The 18,159-nt window shown below is 60.8% G+C and carries 16 protein-coding genes; 1 reads left to right on the top strand and 15 read right to left on the bottom strand.

The genetic code is table 11. From position 1 onward, the window contains the following. Positions 1-41 precede the first annotated feature (41 nt). The 7 genes from ACQ4W6_RS11720 to ACQ4W6_RS11690 all read right to left on the bottom strand — a co-directional run bounded on the left by ACQ4W6_RS11720 (position 42) and on the right by ACQ4W6_RS11690 (position 7,751). Positions 42-992, bottom strand: a complete 951-nt coding sequence (locus ACQ4W6_RS11720; protein WP_436567373.1) for a helix-turn-helix domain-containing protein — start codon at positions 990-992, stop codon at positions 42-44. Between the two features lie 55 nt (positions 993-1,047). Beyond that, positions 1,048-1,965, bottom strand: a complete 918-nt coding sequence (locus ACQ4W6_RS11715; RefSeq protein WP_436567372.1) for a helix-turn-helix domain-containing protein — start codon at positions 1,963-1,965, stop codon at positions 1,048-1,050. A 16-nt stretch (positions 1,966-1,981) separates the two neighbouring features. Continuing rightward, a complete protein-coding gene (locus ACQ4W6_RS11710) occupies positions 1,982-3,463 on the bottom strand; it encodes a mannitol dehydrogenase family protein (protein ID WP_436567371.1) in 1,482 nt (493 codons plus the stop codon). Then, a complete protein-coding gene (locus ACQ4W6_RS11705) occupies positions 3,463-4,512 on the bottom strand; it encodes an ABC transporter ATP-binding protein (RefSeq protein ID WP_436567370.1) in 1,050 nt (349 codons plus the stop codon). Before ACQ4W6_RS11705 ends, ACQ4W6_RS11710 begins: the two co-directional genes overlap by 1 nt. Positions 4,513-4,533: 21 nt before the next feature. Next, entirely contained in the window at positions 4,534-5,352 is an 819-nt protein-coding gene (locus tag ACQ4W6_RS11700; RefSeq protein WP_071324500.1) for a carbohydrate ABC transporter permease, read from the bottom strand. Positions 5,353-5,362: 10 nt separating this feature from the next. After that, a complete protein-coding gene (locus ACQ4W6_RS11695; protein ID WP_436567369.1) occupies positions 5,363-6,223 on the bottom strand; it encodes a carbohydrate ABC transporter permease in 861 nt (286 codons plus the stop codon). A 217-nt stretch (positions 6,224-6,440) separates the two neighbouring features. Then, on the bottom strand, positions 6,441-7,751 hold the full coding sequence (locus tag ACQ4W6_RS11690; protein ID WP_436567368.1) for an ABC transporter substrate-binding protein: 1,311 nt from the start codon (positions 7,749-7,751) through the stop codon (positions 6,441-6,443). A gap of 309 nt (positions 7,752-8,060) precedes the next feature. On the opposite strand from ACQ4W6_RS11690, the gene ACQ4W6_RS11685 reads away from it, so the two are divergent. Then, entirely contained in the window at positions 8,061-9,329 is a 1,269-nt protein-coding gene (locus tag ACQ4W6_RS11685) for a maltoporin (protein ID WP_436567367.1), read from the top strand. Between the two features lie 73 nt (positions 9,330-9,402). Here ACQ4W6_RS11685 and sorB read toward each other — a convergent pair whose 3' ends face one another. From sorB to ACQ4W6_RS11645, 8 genes are all read right to left on the bottom strand, one after another. Continuing rightward, positions 9,403-10,038 (bottom strand): SorB family sulfite dehydrogenase c-type cytochrome subunit, encoded by a 636-nt coding sequence (gene sorB, locus ACQ4W6_RS11680; RefSeq protein ID WP_436567366.1) that lies wholly within the window; start codon positions 10,036-10,038, stop codon positions 9,403-9,405. Positions 10,039-10,048: 10 nt separating this feature from the next. Continuing rightward, positions 10,049-11,269 carry a SorA family sulfite dehydrogenase catalytic subunit gene (gene sorA, locus ACQ4W6_RS11675; RefSeq protein ID WP_436567365.1) on the bottom strand — a complete coding sequence of 407 codons (1,221 nt, stop codon included), beginning with the start codon at positions 11,267-11,269 and terminating at the stop codon, positions 10,049-10,051. Then, a complete protein-coding gene (locus ACQ4W6_RS11670; RefSeq protein WP_436567364.1) occupies positions 11,262-12,695 on the bottom strand; it encodes an amino acid permease in 1,434 nt (477 codons plus the stop codon). The genes sorA and ACQ4W6_RS11670 overlap by 8 nt, the downstream gene beginning before the upstream one ends. Positions 12,696-12,979: 284 nt before the next feature. Then, a complete protein-coding gene (locus tag ACQ4W6_RS11665; protein ID WP_436567566.1) occupies positions 12,980-13,774 on the bottom strand; it encodes an ABC transporter permease subunit in 795 nt (264 codons plus the stop codon). A gap of 79 nt (positions 13,775-13,853) precedes the next feature. After that, positions 13,854-14,669 carry a taurine ABC transporter ATP-binding protein gene (locus ACQ4W6_RS11660; protein ID WP_436567565.1) on the bottom strand — a complete coding sequence of 272 codons (816 nt, stop codon included), beginning with the start codon at positions 14,667-14,669 and terminating at the stop codon, positions 13,854-13,856. An 83-nt stretch (positions 14,670-14,752) separates the two neighbouring features. Beyond that, on the bottom strand, positions 14,753-15,826 hold the full coding sequence (gene tauA, locus ACQ4W6_RS11655) for a taurine ABC transporter substrate-binding protein (protein WP_436567363.1): 1,074 nt from the start codon (positions 15,824-15,826) through the stop codon (positions 14,753-14,755). Between the two features lie 117 nt (positions 15,827-15,943). Continuing rightward, a complete protein-coding gene (locus tag ACQ4W6_RS11650) occupies positions 15,944-17,386 on the bottom strand; it encodes an NAD(P)/FAD-dependent oxidoreductase (RefSeq protein WP_436567362.1) in 1,443 nt (480 codons plus the stop codon). A 25-nt stretch (positions 17,387-17,411) separates the two neighbouring features. Then, positions 17,412-17,837: a nuclear transport factor 2 family protein gene (locus tag ACQ4W6_RS11645; RefSeq protein WP_436567361.1), complete on the bottom strand. Its 426-nt coding sequence runs from the start codon at positions 17,835-17,837 to the stop codon at positions 17,412-17,414. Positions 17,838-18,159 lie beyond the last annotated feature (322 nt).

Below are 18,159 nucleotides of genomic sequence, written 5' to 3'. Positions count from 1 at the left end.
TGGAGTGTAGCCGTGGAGATTAACTGGATAAAATGACAAGCTCATGACAGCGACGTTGCTAGTGGCGCATCTGCAACAGGTCCGCCGATGCCGCCAAAGCGGCCGTCGGTCTGGCGCCGGAACTCTTTCGGCGTGATGCCCTTCACCTGCAAAAAGCGGCGGTTGAAATTGGCCACGTTCTGGAAACCCACGTCGTAGCAGACATTCGAGACGTATTGGTCCGTATCCATCAGCAACTGGCACGCCTTGTTGATGCGCAAACGGCTGATAAAGTCCGTGAAGCTGTTGCCCGTCGCCTTGCGGAAGAAGCGCGAAAACTTACTCAGCGACATGCCCACCTGCTCGGCCAGCATTTCCGCCGAAATCGGCTCGCGGTAGTTGTCCGTGATGTAGTTGAGGACGGAATTGACCTTGGCCAGGGTGGCGTCGTCGTCATACGAGCGCAGCGAGGCGCTCGACAGCAAACGGTAGTTGGCCGTGCGCGCCAGTTTGCTCATCAGCTGCACGAATTCGGCGAAACGCTCGGCGCCATGCGTAGCGCGGATGCGCGCCAGGTGCTGCTCGGCGTCGTGGCCCATGTCGAAGAACTCGACGCCATAGCTGGAGCGTTCCAGCAGCGCCAGCAGCTCGCGCAGTTCGGGAATGACGCGCGCGGCAGCGGCCAGCGGCGCGTGCGCAAACTGCACGATCATGTCGCGCAGGGCCACGCCCCCTTCCGGCATCACGTTCGATATCCAGTTGTGCGGCAGGCGGGGGCCCGTCAGCACCAGGTGCCCGGGTGAGAACTCTCCGATATAGTCGCCCACGAACAGGCGTCCGCTGGTGGCGACGATCAGGTGCAGCTCGTATTCTTCGTGGCAGTGCCAGCGCACGCGCGAACTGGGATAGCCATGTTCCAGGTAATTGATGATGCCGTCATAGCTTTCGCGCTCCAGTTCGGGCGCCTTGCGCTCGCTGTCGCGGTAGCCGTCCTTCTGCCATGTGTGTTCCATGCTCGTCTCTTTCAGGCTGTTGCTAGCCTTTGCCTTCCAATGTACTCCAATTTCCTCATTCCCCAAAGCGGCCCAACGCCTGCTGGCGAAACTCCTTCGGCGTCATGCCCTTCAATTCCAGGAAGCGCCGGTTGAAATTGGCCACATTATTAAAACCCGCCTCGTAGCAGATGTTGCTCACATAACGCTCCGTCTCCATCAGCAACTGGCAAGCCTTGTTGATGCGCAGGCGGTTGACGAAGTCCGTGAAGCTGTTGCCCGTGGCGCTGCGAAAAAAGCGCGAAAACGTGCGCTCGGGCATGTCCACCTGCTCGGCCAGCTGTTTCAGCGAGAACTGGCTGCTGTAATTGTGCACGATATAGTTGATGGCCGAACTGATACGCGCCAAGGCCACGTCGTCATCGCTCGACTGCATCGGCACCGTCGACAGCAGTTGATAGTCGCTGGTCTGCGCCAGCTCGCCCAGCAAGGTCAGAAATTCGATGAAGCGCGGCAAGCCGCTCGTGTCGCGGATGCGCTGAAAACGCCGCAGCGACTGCTCGCTGGCGCCGAAGAATTCCACCCCGTGCAGGGCCCGCTGCAGCAGCGGGAAAATCCCTTTCAGTTCAGGGATGACGGCCGCCATCGAAGCGAGCGGCGGATGTGCGAACTGGATCACCATGTCGCGCAAGGCCACGCCCTCGGCAGGCGTATCGAGCGAGACCCAGTTGTGCGGCACGCGTGGCCCCGTCAGCACCAGGTGGCCAGGGGTAAACTGGCCGATATAGTCGCCCACGAAGACCTTGCCACTCGTCTCGACGATCAGGTGCAGCTCATACTCGTCGTGGTAGTGCCAGCGCACCAGCGAATTGGGAAAGCCATGCTCCAGGTAGCGGATGAAGCCGAAACTGCCTTTCGGCTCGAAGCCGGGCGTGGCGTCGCGCTGCTGTTCCAGCTCCATCTGCGGCTGCGGATACTCGGCCTTGCGTATCATGGCGCCCCCTCTCCCGTCAGGCCACGATCTGTTCGAGCGCGGCGCGCGCGCCCTGGCCATACAGGCTGGCCAGCGACTGTCCCACCGCCTGCGTGAACGCGGGCGTGTCGCCCAGGTCGCCGAACAGCTCGCGCATGGACAACAGGGCCGTGGCATTCGGCCCGCCGTGCAGCGCCAGCTGGCGCAGGCGGGCCGCGTAAGGATCATTCAACGGCATCTCGCGCCCTGCCTCGTCGTGGCCTTCCAGGTAGCGCAACCAGCACGCTACCGTGAAGGCCAGCAGCTTGATGGCGCCGCCCTGGGCCAGCGCCTCGCGCACGGAGGGCAGCACGAATTTCGGGATGCGTGCCGAACCTTCCGTGCCGATGCGCGCCAGCTGGTCGCGCACGGCCGGATTCGAGAAGCGCTCGATCAGCGTGTCTTTATACTGCGCCAGGTCGATACCCTCCACTTCGTCCAGCAGCGGCGTGACTTCGTCATCCATCATGCGCCGCACGAGCGTGCGTATGCCCGCGTCGCTCATCGCTTCATGCGCAAACGTGTAGCCGAGCTGCATGCCAATGTAGCACAGGGCCTGGTGGCTGGCATTGAGCAAACGCAGCTTCATCTTTTCATATGGCAGCACGTCGTGCGTCATCTGCGCGCCCACCAGTTCCCATGCCGGACGCCCCTGCGGGAATGCATCTTCGATCACCCATTGGCGAAACGGCTCGCACACCACGGGCCAGGCGTCGATGATGCCAAAACGTTCGCGCACCAGCGCCCGGTGTTCATCCGTGGTCGCTGGCGTGATGCGGTCAACCATGCTGTTGGGAAAGCTGCAATGCGTGGCCAGCCAGCGCGCCAGTTCCCCGTCGCGCAGGGCGACAAAGGCCAGCAGCATCTTGCGCGTCACGTCACCATTGTTTTGCAGGTTGTCGCAGGACATGATGGTAAATGGCAACAAGCCACGCTGCTGGCGCAGGGCCAGGGCGGCGGCCAGGTAGCCGAACGAACAGCGCGGCGCCTGCGGGTGCGCCAGTTCATACACGATGTCAGCATGATCTGCATCAAACTCGCCCGTGCCCTGGTTCACATAGTAGCCGCCCTCGGTAATCGTCAGGGAGACGATGCGCGTGCCCGGGTCGGCCAGTTTTTCCAGCACGGCTTGCGGGTCGTCTGGCGCATACAGATAGCCGGCCACGCAGCCGATGATGCGCGCGAAGTCGCCGGCCGCGCTGCGCTCGACCACCGTATACAACCCGTCCTGCGACTGCATGGCGTCGCGCATGGCCGCGTCGTGTTCCAGCAGGCCCACGCCGCAATAGCCCCACTGCGCGTGCTCCTGGCCAGGCAAAGCCAGTAAATCATCGAGATACACGGCCTGGTGGGCGCGGTAAAAGCCGCCCACGCCGATATGCACGATGCTGGGCACGAGCGCCTCGCGCGCATACGCGGGCACCGCCACCTTGACCGGGAGTTGCGCCAGATTTGCCTGTTTCAATGCGATAGCCGTCATCACAGCGCTCCTTTTGCCGCCGCGTAGGTCTTGCCGGCGCGGTCAAAATAATGGGCGAAGCCCGGCTCGAACGTCAAATGCGTCTGCTGGCCCGGCTGCAGGCTGCTGCGCTCGGCGCCGCGCGAGACCACCTGCACATTGTTCGGCAGGCGCACATAGGTCAGGGTTTCCACGCCCAGGGACTCCACCAGGTCGACGGTGACGGGCACGCTGCCCGGTTGCGCCGCGCCCAGGTGGACGTGTTCGGGGCGGATGCCGACAAAGCCGTCGGCCTGCGCTGCGCTGCCCGCCTGCGCCAGCAGCTGCGGCGCCGCGTCTGCCGGCACCACGTTCATGCTGGGCGTGCCGATGAATTGCGCCACGAAGCGGTTGGCCGGGCGGTCATACAATTCCAATGGCGAGCCATGCTGCTCGATCTGCCCGTCACGCAGCACCACCACGCGGTCGGCCAGGGTCATCGCCTCGACCTGGTCGTGCGTGACGTAGATGGTGGTGGCGCCCAGTTCGCGGTGCAGCTTGGCGATCTCGATGCGCGTCTGCACGCGCAGCGCTGCGTCCAGGTTCGACAGCGGTTCGTCGAACAAGAACACTTTCGGGTCGCGCACGATGGCGCGGCCGATGGCCACGCGCTGGCGCTGGCCGCCCGACAGCTCCTTCGGCGTGCGTTCCAGGTATTTTCCCAGGTCGAGGATGGCGGCCGCCTTGTCGACCTTTTCGCGGATGATGGCCGCATCGACGCCGGCTAGTTTCAGGGCGAAGGACATGTTCTGGAACACCGTCATGTGCGGGTACAGCGCGTACGACTGGAACACCATCGCCAGGTCGCGCTTGGACGACGGCAGCGCCGTGATGTCGCGTCCGTCGAGCGCCAGCTTGCCGCCGTCGATCGGCTCCAGGCCCGCGATCAGGCGCAGCAAGGTTGATTTTCCGCAACCGGACGGTCCCACGAAGACGACGAATTCGCCCTGCTCGATTTCCAGGTCGATGCCCTTGATGGCGCGGTGTTCGCCAAAGAATTTCTCGATATTGCTCAGTTGAAGGTAAGCCATGATTATGTCTCTATTCTGTAGTTATTTAACGGCACCAAAGGTCATACCCTGGACCAATTGTTTCTGGCAGAACCAGCCCAGTGCCATGATTGGCGCGATCGCCATCAGGGACGCGGCCGACAATTTGGCCCAGAACAAGCCTTCCGGGCTGGAATACGAGGCGATGAGCCAGGCCAGCGTGCCCGCGTTGGAAGCGCCCAGGTTCAGCGACCAGAATGATTCATTCCACGACCACACCATGCACACCAGCGCGGTCGAGGCGATGCCGCCCACGGACAATGGCAGCACCACGTGGCGAAACTCGTCCCACACGGTGGCGCCATCCATGCGCGACGCTTCCAGGATTTCACGCGGCAGCTCCTTCATGCTGGTGTACAGCAGCCAGATCATGATGGGCAGGTTCATCAGCATGAACATGATGGTCAGGCCAATGCGCGTGTCGAGCAGGCCGAAGTACTGGTAGCAGATATAGATCGGCATCAGGGCGCCCACGCCGGGCATGTAGCGCGAGCTGAGCATGAATTTCAGCAAGCCGATGGTGCCACCCGTGGGGAAGAAGGCCATCGAATAGGCGGCCGGGATGGCGATCAGGAGGCCAATGGCCGTCGACACCACGCTGGTAAACAGCGAGTTCCAGGCGTAGCCAAAGTAATTGTCGCGCGCCAGCACTTCGCGAAAGCTGTCCAGCGTGGGCGTGAAGAACAGCAGCGGTGGCGTGGAAATGGCTTGCCCTTCCGTCTTGAAGGCCATCAGACCCAGCCAGAAGATGGGAAAGAACAGCAACAGGGCGAACAGCCAGGCGGCGGCCGTGCGGCCATACAAGTTGAGTTTGCTATGCATCAAGGTCTCCTTATTTCGACAGGTTCTTGCCGATGACGCGCATCAGGAAGAAGGCGGCGATGTTGGCGATGAGCACGGCGAACAGCGCACCGGCCGAGGCCGCTCCGATGTCGTAGGACAGCAGTGCCTGCTGGTAAATCATGAAAGTGATGGTGGTCGTATCGAAGCCGGGACCGCCGCCTGTGGTGGTAAAGATTTCCGCAAAGATCGACAGCAAGAAAATCATCTCGATCATCAGCACCACTGAGACGGCGCGGCCCAGGTGGGGAATGTAGAGATAACGCAACTGTTGCAGATAGGTCGCGCCATCCATGCGCGCCGCTTCGAGCTGTTCGCGGTCCATCGATTGCAGCGCCGTCATGAAGATCAGGCAGGCGAATGGCAGCCACTGCCACGACACCATCATGATGATGGAAAACAAAGGGTGGGACGACAGCCAGTCGACGGGCGTCAAACCGAAAAAGAGGCTGATCTGCGCGAACAGGCCGTAAATCGGATTGAGCAGCATGTTCTTCCACATCAGGGCGTTGACGGCAGGCATGACGAGGAAGGGCGAAATCAGCAGCACGCGCACGATGGCGCGTCCCGGGAAAGCTTCATTGATCAGCAGCCCCAGCGCGGCGCCCAGCACCACCGTGATCAGCATGACGGAAAACAGCAAGGTGAAGGTGTTTTGCAATGCCGGAAGGAAAGAGGCATCGGTAAAGAAAAAGTGGAAATTGGCCAGGCCATGGAAAGGATGGCCGCTCGGATCGAGCATGGAATAGCGCACGAACGAGTAAAACAAGGTGATCAGCAGCGGAATGACGGAAATGACGGAGACGGCGACCACGGCCGGCGTCAGCAAAGTCCGGGGGATAATGCGTTTCATAGGATTCTCTTGGGGCGTGAGGGAGTGCCGGAGGAATTAAAGCTAGCCATCCCATCACTGGTTTACCAACCAGGCAATACAACAGCATTTACGGCACCTGACAGTACCGTAGCGAGCGGCAGTGATTTGTGGCCGAGAAGCGCAACCGTACTAAAGTACGGTGAGCATCGCAGGCCGCAAAGCGCGACGCGCAGTAGGTACTGTCAGGTGTCATCCATTACTTGTAGTAGCCGCCCTTACGCATCTCGCGCTCGGCCGTCTGCTGCGACAGCTCCAGCGCCTGATCGACCGTGACCTTGCCCAGGAGCGCCGCGGCCATCTGCTGGCCAGCGGCCACGCCGATCACCTGGAATTCGGGAATCGACGCAAATTGCACGCCCACGTAGGGCGACGGCAGCATGGTGCTATTCACGGCGCGCGTGGTGGACAGGGCCTTGCCTTCGGCGACGGCAAATTTCGCCACTTTCTGGAACTCGGGGCTGGCATAGGTGGATTTGCGCGTACCGGTCGGCACGTTGGCCCAACTGGTTTCCTTGGCAACCAACTTCACATAGTCGGGCGAGGTGGCCCAGTTGATGAAGCGTTGCGCTTCATTCGGGTGCTTGGAACTCGATGGGATGGCCAGCGACCAAATCCACAGCCAGTTGGCGCCCCGCTCCGTCACGCCGACGGGAGATTGCGCAAAGGCCACCTTGTCGGCCACCTTGCTTTGCTTGGGGTCGGTGATGAACGAGGCGGCAATCGTCGCGTCGATCCAGATGCCGCACTTGCCCTGGTTAAACAGCGCCAGGTTTTCATTGAAGCTGTTGGCCGCCGCACCGGGCGGGCCGTATTTCTTCATCAGGTCGACATACATGGTGACCGCGTCTTTCCACGGCTTGCTGGTAAATTGCGGCTTCCATTGCATGTCGAACAGCTGGCCGCCGTAGGAATTGGCCATGGTGGTGATCAGGGCCATGTTGTCGCCCCAGCCCGGCTTGCCGCGCAGGCAGATGCCGTACACGCCGTTGGCAGGATCGTGCAGCTTGGCCGCCACGTCGCGCAGCTGGTTCCACGTCGGACGGTCTTCGATCGTCATGCCGGCCTTTTTGACCAGGTCGCTGCGGTACATGATCATCGAGCTTTCGCCATAAAACGGCGACGCGTACAACTTGCCGTCACCCGACAGGCCTTCGCGGATGGCCGGCAGCAAGTCGTCGATATCGTATCTGGCGTCCGGCTTGATGGGGATCAACCAGTTTTTCTTGCCCCAGATCGGCGTTTCATACAGGCCGATGGTCATCACGTCGAACTGGCCGCCCTTGGTGGCGATGTCGGTGGTCATGCGCTGGCGCAAGACGCCCTCTTCCAGGGTCACCCACTTGAGCTTGATGTCAGGATTGGCTTGCTCGAAAAACTTGCTGAGCTTTTGCATTTCGATCATGTGGCCGTTGTTGACGGTGGCGATGACGAGGTCGGTTGCGGCAAAGGCGGAAGAAGCGAAGCAGAAAGCGCCGGCGCACAGCGCGGCAATGGCGGTATGTTTCATTGTGTGTCTCCAGTGTTTTTTGTCGTTGGCAATGCTCAGGTACTTAGCACCACGAACATAATGTAGCACCGGGACTTGATACTTTCTGATACTCCAAAACCGCAATTCAATACTTTTTTGCAGTGCAGCTATGCGCAAGAGTATCGACATTGAGCAAAAACAACACTTTGAAAGAAAGTATCGCGACTTGTGCGTTTTGTATCAGGGTGCTTAAAAATGCGCTGCTAGACTTGGTTTTCGGCATAAGACCGAGCGCGGTTGCCGCTTTCCTGGACGCACCGCTTCAATCTACATCTTTCTGGAGACCGCATGAACCGTACTGCATTGAAAGTTTTGCCTGCCCTGCTCCTCGCCATCGCCAGCGCATCCGCCGCTGCCGACCCTATGTACCCGACTGACTCCGAAGGTTTCCACGGCTACCTGCGCGCTGGCGCCGGCAGCAATACCTCCGGCGACGGCGGCTCGCAAGGCTGCTACGGCCTGGGTGGCAATACCATGAAATACCGTTTGGGCAATGAGTGCGACGCCTACACGGAATTCGGCTACACCAAGGCCGTTGCCAAGTCCGGCGACGTGACCTACATGGCCACGTTATGGGTCAACGCGTATGCACCGAACTCCGATTTTGGCGACAACAAAGTCGGCATCGTCAAAGCCTATGTGGAAGCCCAGGGACTCGACTTCCTGAACGGCGGCACGGCCTGGGTCGGCAAACGTTTCTACTACCGTCCTGACATCCACATGCTGGACTTGCAGTACATCAATATGAACGGCACCGGTGCCGGTCTGGACCGTATTCAAGCAGGCCCGGGTAAATTCTCGTATGCCTTCTTCAAGGACAACGACATCAACAGTGTTTCGCCGACCGGCATTGTCAGCACCAAGTCGGCCGTGCGCCAGAACTTCATCTATGGTGAAATTCCGGTCAACACCAACGGCACGCTGGACCTGGCTGCGACCTACATCATCGGCGAAGGCAAGGACAACGACGCTTTCGGCGAAAAGCATAATGGCTGGCAACTGTCGGCATTCCACCGTCAAGGTAAAGTTTTCGGCGGCGGCAATACCTTCGGCGTGCAGTACGGCGTCGGTCCTGGCGTGGGCAAGGGTGCCCAGTTTGGCGCCGCAGGCGACACCTCGTTCGGTTCGGACGTCAAGCGCACCCGCGTGTTCAATGACATGGCGATCCAGCCGATGGAAAACTTCGGCATGGAATTCGTCGCCCTGTGGCAAAAAGACGAGTCGAACGCCACCGGTTCCTCGACCTGGACTTCGGTCGGCGTGCGTCCTGTGTACGCGTTCACCAACAACTTCAAGCTGGTGGGCGAACTGGGTACGGACCGCGTGACGCAAGCGGGCGGCCTGCCAGCCAAGCGCTTGACCAAGCTGACCATCGCGCCGACCATTTCGGCCGGCCCTGGCCTGTGGTCGCGTCCTGAACTGCGCGCCTTTGTCACCTACGGCAAATGGAACGATGCGGCCACCGCCTCGGTCAACGCGTCGAACAACGGCGGCCCGATCTACAACAACAATACCAGCGGCACTTCCTACGGCTTCCAGGTGGAAACCTGGTTCTAAACACCCGAGAAAACCAGATGAAGAAGGGCGGAACCGCGGTTCCGCCCTTCTCTGTTGACGCTACAGCAGTGCACTACCGGGACAACACGTAGCGCGCCAATACCGCCGCGTCGGCCTCGCTCAATTGGCTGAACGGCGGCATGGGCACGGCACCCCATTTGCCGGAACCGCCATGGCGGATACTCACCGCCACGGCGACGGAACTATCCGTATCGCTGCCCTTGTATTTGGCAGCCACCTCCGCAAAACCGGGGCCGACCACGCGCTGGCCGATGGCGTGGCAAGCCATGCAGCCATTGCTTGCTAACAAGGTTTTTGCATCCTTGCCCCCTGCACTTGCAGCAACTGCGGCGGCCGGCTGCGCCGTCGCTGGAACGGTTGCGGCTGCGGCGCCCCGCTCGGCGCCATAGGTCTTCACCAGGTAATCGACCATGGCCGGCACATCTTCGTCGGCAAACTGCGCGCCGAAGGGCTTTTTCATCTTCTTGACGGTCGCTTCCCAGTAGGCGCGGGGCGAGGCCGGCGGCTGGCTCGACGCATACTGTGCCGCGTGGCAAGTCATGCAGTTGCGCTGCACCAGCTGGTAGCCGGGCAATGTACTGGCTTTGTAGGTCGCCGTTTCCGGTGGCAAGGCGATTTCCAGCGCGCCAGCGCTGCCGGCCGCCAAGAACACCAGCGCCAGCGCGGCAAATAACATGTTCATACGCATGTGCATCTCCTCAAACAACTTCGATGCGCGTGGTTTCCACCACGTTGCGCATATAACCCATGGGATTCCACAGGGCCTTCATGGGCTGGCTCTGGCCGATGCGGTTGACGGCGCGCACCATCAGCACATGCTTGCCCTTGCGCGGCGCCTTCAGCACGGCCGTCCATTCGCGAAACGAGAAACGCCCCAGGTCACGGCCCAATTTGGCTTCCTGCCAGCTCTGGCCGCCATCAGACGAGATGGCCACCTCGCTGATGCCATGGCCGCTGTCGAAGGCGATGCCGCGCAAGGCCAGGTCCCGCCCCGCCTTGACCTGCGCGCCATCTTGCACGCTGGTAATGAAGGAGCGCACGTTCAGGCGGCTGATGGGCGTCGTCTTGCCCACGGGCGTACCCGGTTCGACAAAGCCGGAGCCATTGTCGGGAATGCGGTAGCCGGTGCTCATCCAGAAACCATCGAACGGCTTGTCCAGCACCGTGATATCGCTCAGGTGCTTGACCCAGTAGGTGCCGTAATAGCCGGGCACGATCAGGCGCAGCGGATATCCGTTCAGGAAGGGAATGTCTTCGCCATTCATGGCCCAGGCCAGCAGTACGTCGCCGGCCATGATGTGCTCGACCGACAGCGCCTTTTGAAAATCAGGGCCGTCGCCCACGGGCGGCGTTTCCAGGCCATTGAAAGCCACTTGCACGGCGCCAGGCGCGATGCCGGCTTTTTCCAGCACGGTTTTCAGGGGCACACCTGTCCAGCGGGCATTGCCCATCGCGCCATTGCCCAGCTGCCCGCCATTGGCGCGCGGCGCAAAGAAGCCGCGGCTATTGCCCGAGCATTGCGTGACGGCCACCACGTCCACGGGTGCGGCCAGCTGTTTCAGTTCCGCCAGCGATAGCTCAAGCGGCGTTTTCACCAGGCCTCCGATGCGCAGCCGGTAGCTGCCGCCATCGATGCTGGTGGGCAAGCCGCTCCAGTGGTAGCGCACGAAAAACGCGTCGTTGGGCGTGATGGCGCCCTCATTGAAGACGCTGAAGGGCGTTTCCAGCTGCGGCGGACGGCTGGTCAGCAAGATCAGCGGGCGCTTTTGCGGGAAGGCCACCAATTCGCGCTCGCCATTTTCAAATGGCAAGGTGACGCTAGCTGCCAGGGATGGCCCGGCCACGGCGGCGGCGCCCAGTGCTGCCGTATTGCGCAGGAAGCGGCGCCGGCCTGCAGGCAGCAAGGTAGTGTCAGACATGTTTGAGCTCCACTTTGACGTCGGCGGAGGCACCGCCATTGCGGTCATCGTTGACCAGTTTCTTGATGTAATACATGACGCTCATGATGGCCACGCTCAAGAGGCCGAACCAGAACGAGACGCGCTGCTCCGTATCGGACGATATGCTCATGGCGCCCAGGATCACCAGCATGGCGAAGATAGTGAAATAAGTCAGGTAGGGGAACAGCCACATGCGCACCTTGATGCGTTCCGGGCATTCGCGTTCCAGGCGGCGGCGCAGGCGCAATTGAGAAATCGCAATCAGCAGGTAGACGAAGAGGATCAGAATGCCATAGGAATTGACGATGAAGGGGAACACCAGGTCGGACGACACATACGAGACGGCAATGGCGAAGTAGGCGAACAAGGTGCTGAACAGGATGGCGCGAATGGGCACGCCGTTCTTGCTCAGTTTTACCAGGCCCGTCGGTGCATCGCCGCGGCGCGTCAGCGCAAAGATCATGCGCGACGAGGCATACAGGCTGGAATTCAAGGCCGACAGCACCGCCGTCAGGATGATGGCGTTCATGATGTGCGCTGCGTACGGGATGTTCATCACTTTCAGTGCGCTGACGAATGGCGTGGCGATGGCCGGTGAATCCCAGGGCACGATGCAGACGACGACAAACATGGAGCCAACATAAAACATCAGCACGCGGGTGATGACGGAGTTGGTGGCGCGGGCGATGGCCTTGGCCGGATCCGACGTTTCGGCGGCAGCGATGGTGACGATCTCGGCGCCCGAATAAAAGGCCGTGGCGGCGACGGCGCCGCTGAGCACGGGGCCCCAGCCGTGCGGCATGAAGCCGCCGTGGCTGGTCAAAAAGCCCAGGGTCGGGATGCTGTTGGGCAAGCTGCCCGTGATGAACAGCGCGCCGACAAACAGGAAGACGACGATGGCGACCACCTTGATCGAGGCGAACCAGAACTCGAATTCGCCAAAGGCTTTCACCGAAAACAAATTGAGCACGGTCATCGAGACGAGCAGCACCAGGCTGATCGACCACGATGGCACGTCGGGCAGCCAGAAATTGACCAGTTTCGCGCCTGCAATGGCTTCCAGGGCCACGACGACGACCCAGAAATACCAGTACATCCAGCCGCTCATGAAGCCGAGGAATTTCGATACCTTGGGTTTGTCGTCGAAGGCCAGGCGCGCATATTCATAGAAAGAGCCGACCACGGGCAGGGACGACGCCAGCTCGCCCAGCATGCGCATGATCAGGACGACCAGGCCGCCCGTGAGCAGGAACGACAGGATGGCGGCCGGGCCGGCGGCCTTGGCGATGACGCCGCTGCCGACAAAGAGGCCGGCGCCGATCACGCCGCCAATGGCGATCATGCTCATGTGGCGTTGCTTCAGCGAATGCTGCAGGCCGGTGTTGTTGTGTGATTCGCTAATCATGTTTGTCTCCTAGTAATATCTGAAGCTCAGTGCGCCCTTGCCTGCTGCGGCTAAGTTACTGCCGCGCGGCATTCCTTTTTTCTTGGACAACACTGTCAAGCAGCATCGATACATCGTCTGAATCAGTCTGGTTGGCTGCCATCCATAAGTCAATCTGGAAATGCAGCGGCCCGGCGCGGTTGCCATGGGGCAAACGCGCTGGAGGATACTTGCAGGGTATGGCCGGGTTAAAAAACAGGAGCGGTGGCAACACTTGTGGCGCTGGCACCACTCCCGGGAACGTCTTACACCTTGCCCTTCCATGGCACGAGGGTACGTTCGAGGTAGCGCATCATCAAATCAAACAGGAAAGCAAAGAAGCCGATCACGATAATGCCCATGATCACGACATCGCTGGCCAGGAACTCGGAAGCGCTCAGCACCATGTAGCCGAGGCCGCGCGTGGCCGCCACCATCTCGCCGGCCACCAGGGTGGTCCAGCCGACGCCGATGCCGATACGCATGCCGGTGAGAATTTCCGGAATTGCCGCCCGCAGGATCACGTGCACGATCACCTGAAAACGCGTGGCGCCCATCGAGTACGCAGCGTGGATTTGCTCCAATGAAACAGAGCTGACCCCGGCGCGGGCCGCGATCGCCATCGGCGCGAAGATGGCCAGGAAGATCAGGTAGACCTTCGAAAACTCTCCGATGCCGAACCAGATAATGACCAGTGGCAAGTAAGCGAGCGGCGGCAGCGGACGGTAAAACTCGATCAAGGGGTCGAAAATGCCGCGCGCCACACGGTTCACGCCCATCATCACGCCGATGGGAATGGCGAACAAGCAAGCCAGGCCAAAGGCGCCGAACACGCGCGCCAGACTGGCGACAGTGTGTTCCCACAGGGTGGCGCCGCCGAAACCGGTGGTGGCCGCCATGATGAATTTCTCGTACACGGCTTGCGGCGAGGGCAGGAACAGGGGCTTGACCATGCCGGTAGCCGTCACGGCGAACCACAGTAGCAGCACGGCGATGACGGTGACGCTGGCAATGCGGCTGGAATTGCCCTGCCCCGGTGCGCCGAACGCTTCGCCTGGCATGGCGCAGCGAGGGGCGAACAGGCGCGCCAAGAAACCGGCGCGCTTGGCAGTGGTGGGAGGAAATCCCACGACGGATGGGCTATGCATGGGACACCTCCAGTTCCTTGTTCACAGCGCGCTCGTCGCCATAAATGATGTTGAGCACGGTTTCGCGCATCTTGATGAAGTCCGGGCTCGATTTCACGGCGCGCGCATCGCGGCATTCGAGGAAGCGCTTGTTGAAATCGAGCTCATACGTGTGCGTGATGCGGCCCGGACGGGGCGACATGACGATCAGCCGGTTCGCCAGGAACAGCGCCTCGTCGACGCTGTGGGTAATAAAGAAGAACATGGTGCTGGACTTGGCCCAGATATCGAGCAGCAATTCCTGGATGGTTTCGCGGGTCAGCGCGTCGAGCGCCGCCATCGGTTCATCCATCAGCAGCATGGCTGGATTGCTGGTCAGGGCACGGGCGATGCCGACCCTCTGCTGCATGCCGCCCGACAATTGATAAATCATGTTGTCGTGAAAATCCTTCAAGCCCACCAGCGCCAGGTTCTTGGCCGCCTGTTCGCGCCGCACGGCTTTCGGCACGCCTTGCAGCTTGAGGCCGAATTCCGCGTTTTCCATCACGTTCAGCCAGGGCAGCAAGGCATGTTTCTGGAACACCACGCCACGGTCGGCGCCCGGCCCTTCCACCTTGTTGCCGCCCAACATGATTTCACCCTTGGACGGGGCGATAAAACCCGCCATCAGGCTCAGCAAGGTTGTTTTACCGCAACCCGAAGCGCCCAGCGCGACGACGAAATCGCCACTATTGATGGTCAGATTGATATTATTTAAGGCGTGTACGCGTTCACCGGCCGTCTTGCCCGGATAAATCACGCTGACATCCTTGACGTACAGGTTTTCCATCATGTCCCCGCATAGGTGGTGTAACTTCAGTTCAACGTATTCTGTTCAGTCAGCGCGCCCGCAGGCGCGCCATCGCACAACGTTTACTTCAGCAGGCCAGCAGCCTGTGCATACTTGGGTGTGACATATTTGGCGTAGTCTGTTGCCAGGGTGTCGATCTTGCCTTCGCCCTTCAAGAATTGCGCGGTGGCCAGCAAGGCTTGCGCCACGCCGCCTTTCGCGCCGCCGCCCAGCCAGGCGGGCGACGCCTGGTCCTGCAGCGAAGGATAGGCATACAGGGCCACGGAAGCGGCCACGTCCTTGGCGGCGGCGCCCGAATGCTTGACGTTGGCTTTGACTTGCGGTGAATCGACGGTCCACGCCTTCGGATTGGCGCGGTAATCGGCATCGGCAGCCGCCATCACCTTGACGAACTTGGCCATGAAGTCGGGGTTCGCTTCGCCCCAGGCGCGCTCGACGGCCATGCCGTCAAAGGTTGCCTTGCCCTTCTTGCTCAGTTCGCCGGAGGTAACCAGCACCTTGCCGTTTTGCTTGAGTTTGCTCAAGGCCGGGTCCCACACGAAGGCCGCATCGATGTCGCCCCGTTCCCAGGCGGCGGCGATCTGGTTCGGCTGCATGTTGAGCAGTTTCACTTCGGATGGCTTGATGCCCCAGGTTTCCAGCGCGAACATGGTGTGGAAGTGCGTGGTGGAGACAAATGGCACGGCGATCTTCTTGCCGCGCAAGTCCGTGGGCTTGCTGATGCCGGCGCCATTGCGCGCCACCATCGCTTCGGCTTCGTTGATGTCGTCGATGATCCAGAACAGCTGCAAGTCCACGCCACGGCTGACGGCGGCCGTCAGCGGGCTCGAACCGATGACGCCGATCTGCACGTCGCCCGAGGCCATGCCCGTGGCCACCTTGGCGCCCGAGTCGAACTTGCGCCAGTTGATCTTGTAGCCGGTGGTTTTTTCAACTTCGCCGCTGGCGATGGCCACCAGGAAGGGACCGTTGATTTCCTGGTAGGCAATCGTCACTTCCTTGCCTTGCGCAAAAGCCGTACCGCTGGACGCGGCGATGACGCCCAGCGCCAGGGTGCCCAGGACGGCGCGGCGCATCGATGAAAAAACAGTCTTGCTCGTGCTTTTGCTCGGGGTTTTGCTCGTAATTGTGTTCATGTCTCACTCCAAGTTTATTGTTATGTGAACGTGCGGGCAATCGCTGCTCCTTGCGGAACAGGCACCGCTGGTTGATCTTCGTCAACACATGCGGCGGCTTGAACGACAGTGCTGCTGTTAGAAAACTTCATCCTTCAAGTGATACCAGCGGTACAGGAAGCGCTGGCCCAGGCGGCGGAACGGGGCGAAGGCTTGCGACTCGACCAGTTCCATCATGTTGGGATACGGCAATTTCGAGTTGAAGATCGGCAAGCCCGTGTCGCTGGCCTTGCCGGCGATGCGCTCGGCCATGCGCCGCCCTGCCTGGGCCGAATACATGACGCCGTTGCCGCCGTAGCCGAGCGAGTAGAAAATCGACTGCTTCGGGTCGGGTTGCACGATGCGCGGCATCATGTCGTGGCTGACGTCGACCCAGCCCCACCACGAATAATCGATGCCGATGCCGGCCAGCGCGGGGAACTTGCGGTGCAGGTCGTGGACCAAGGATTGCTCATACTTGCCTTCCGGCGCGTCGGCGCCCGTAATGGCGCTGCGGCTGCCGATCTGCACGCGGTTGTCCGGCATCAAACGGTAGTAATGGCGCAGGATGCGCGTATCCGTGAGCACCTGGTGCGTACGGAAGTTGCAAGCCTCGATTTCCGACTTGGTTAGCGGCCGCGTGACGATCGAGTTCGACAGGATCGGCAGCAAGCGGTTTTTCACTTGCGGATGCAGATGGGGCGAAGTGTAGCCGCCCGTGGCCACGGCCACGGCGCGGGCGCGCACCACGCCGCCCGGCGTTTGCAGATAATGCACGCCGTTGCGCGTTTCCCAGCCCATCACGGGACTCGATGGATGCACCTTCGCGCCCAGCGCGCGCGCCTTGCGCAGGTAGCCGAAGGCCAGCTTGCCCGCGTGGATGCCGATGCCTTCCGGCTCGTGCAGCGCGCCGGCTGCTTCCTTGTCGTCCACATACTCGCGTTTGACGGTGTCGGCGTCGAGGATGCGGGCGTCATAGTTGAAGATCTCCCGCATCAGCTTGGCTTCTTTTTCAAGCGCAGGCATGGCTTTCGCTTTGTGGGCGATATACAGGTGGCCGCCCGGCTGCGGGTCGCAGTCGATGTCAGCCGTGATCTTCTTGAACGTTTCCATCGCATCGCACACTTCCGTGTGCAACTTGAGGGCGGTTTCCAGGCCGTAGCGCTCTATCCACTGCGAGCGCTTGAGGCGGCCCGTCGTGCATTGCGCCTGGCCGCCGTTGCGCGTGCTGCAGCCCCAGCTGACGCGGTTCGCTTCGAGCACGGTGGCCTTGATGCCGTGTTCCTGAGCCAAAAAGATGGCGCAGGTCAAGCCCGTGAAGCCGGAACCGATGATGGCCACGTCGACGTCGATGTCATGCGTGATGGGGCCGTCGTCTGCCGGCGGCTCGCCTGCCGTGCCGATCCAGTAGGTCGGCGCGTAGGCATTGCCGTGGCCGGGGCGCTGCGCCACCAGCGGATCGTAGGCAGGATCGTAAGGCGTGCGGGCGGCGGTGCTGCTGCTACCAAGTACGCCAGGTGGAGTGTCGACAGGTTTGTTCATGGTCATTCCTGGTGAACGTGCTGGCTCAGGCTTTGGCAGCGGTGACGACCGGAGGGCGATCCTTGCGGAAGGCGTTCTTCACGGCGATCTTGCCATCGCGGAAGGTAAAGATATCGACCATGCGCGCCTCGATGCGCGTGCCATCGATCTTGCTGCCGGCAAAGGTCGATTCCGTCACGCCGCGCTCGCCGCTGACGAAATGCTCAGGCTCCAGCCAGGCGGCGTCCGGGAAGGTTTGCCAGGCCAGCTCAAAGCCGGCGCGCACGGCGTCGCGGCCAATGAAACTCTTGCCCAGCAAATCAGGACCGGCCACGGCGTGAAATTGGCAGTCATCCGTCATGGCGGCCATCAAGGCCTCGATATCGTGGCGGTTCCACGCATCGCCGAACGCTTGCAGGAAATCGACGCTGACAGCGTCCGTAGTAACAGCTGTAGGTGCGCATGTGTTCATTTTTGTCTCCATGATTCAAATTTGGTACTTCACGTTCCGTTTTTTGGTATTTTTATTGAATTTAAGCTGAAAGTCTGTGCTTGTCAAATCAAATAATTCAAATACCGGGACGGTTTGTATTCTTTATTGAAATTTCGATGCCCAAGTAACAATGTGTGAGAATTTCGTCACACTGTTACCCGGGCCAGGACTTGCTACGATTTAGACGTAGTCTTTGTACTTGTCCAGGTGACGGATGGGCTTACTCAGCGCATCACGGCGGAACGGGTCGCCCAGTTCGCGCGTGCACATGATTTCGATGATGGTAGTCTTGCCTTCATTC

The sequence above is a fragment of the Janthinobacterium woesei genome, assembly GCF_051380875.1.
Taxonomy (GTDB): Bacteria; Pseudomonadota; Gammaproteobacteria; order Burkholderiales; family Burkholderiaceae_D; genus Janthinobacterium.
This window is presented reverse-complemented; position numbering and strand designations above follow the sequence as displayed.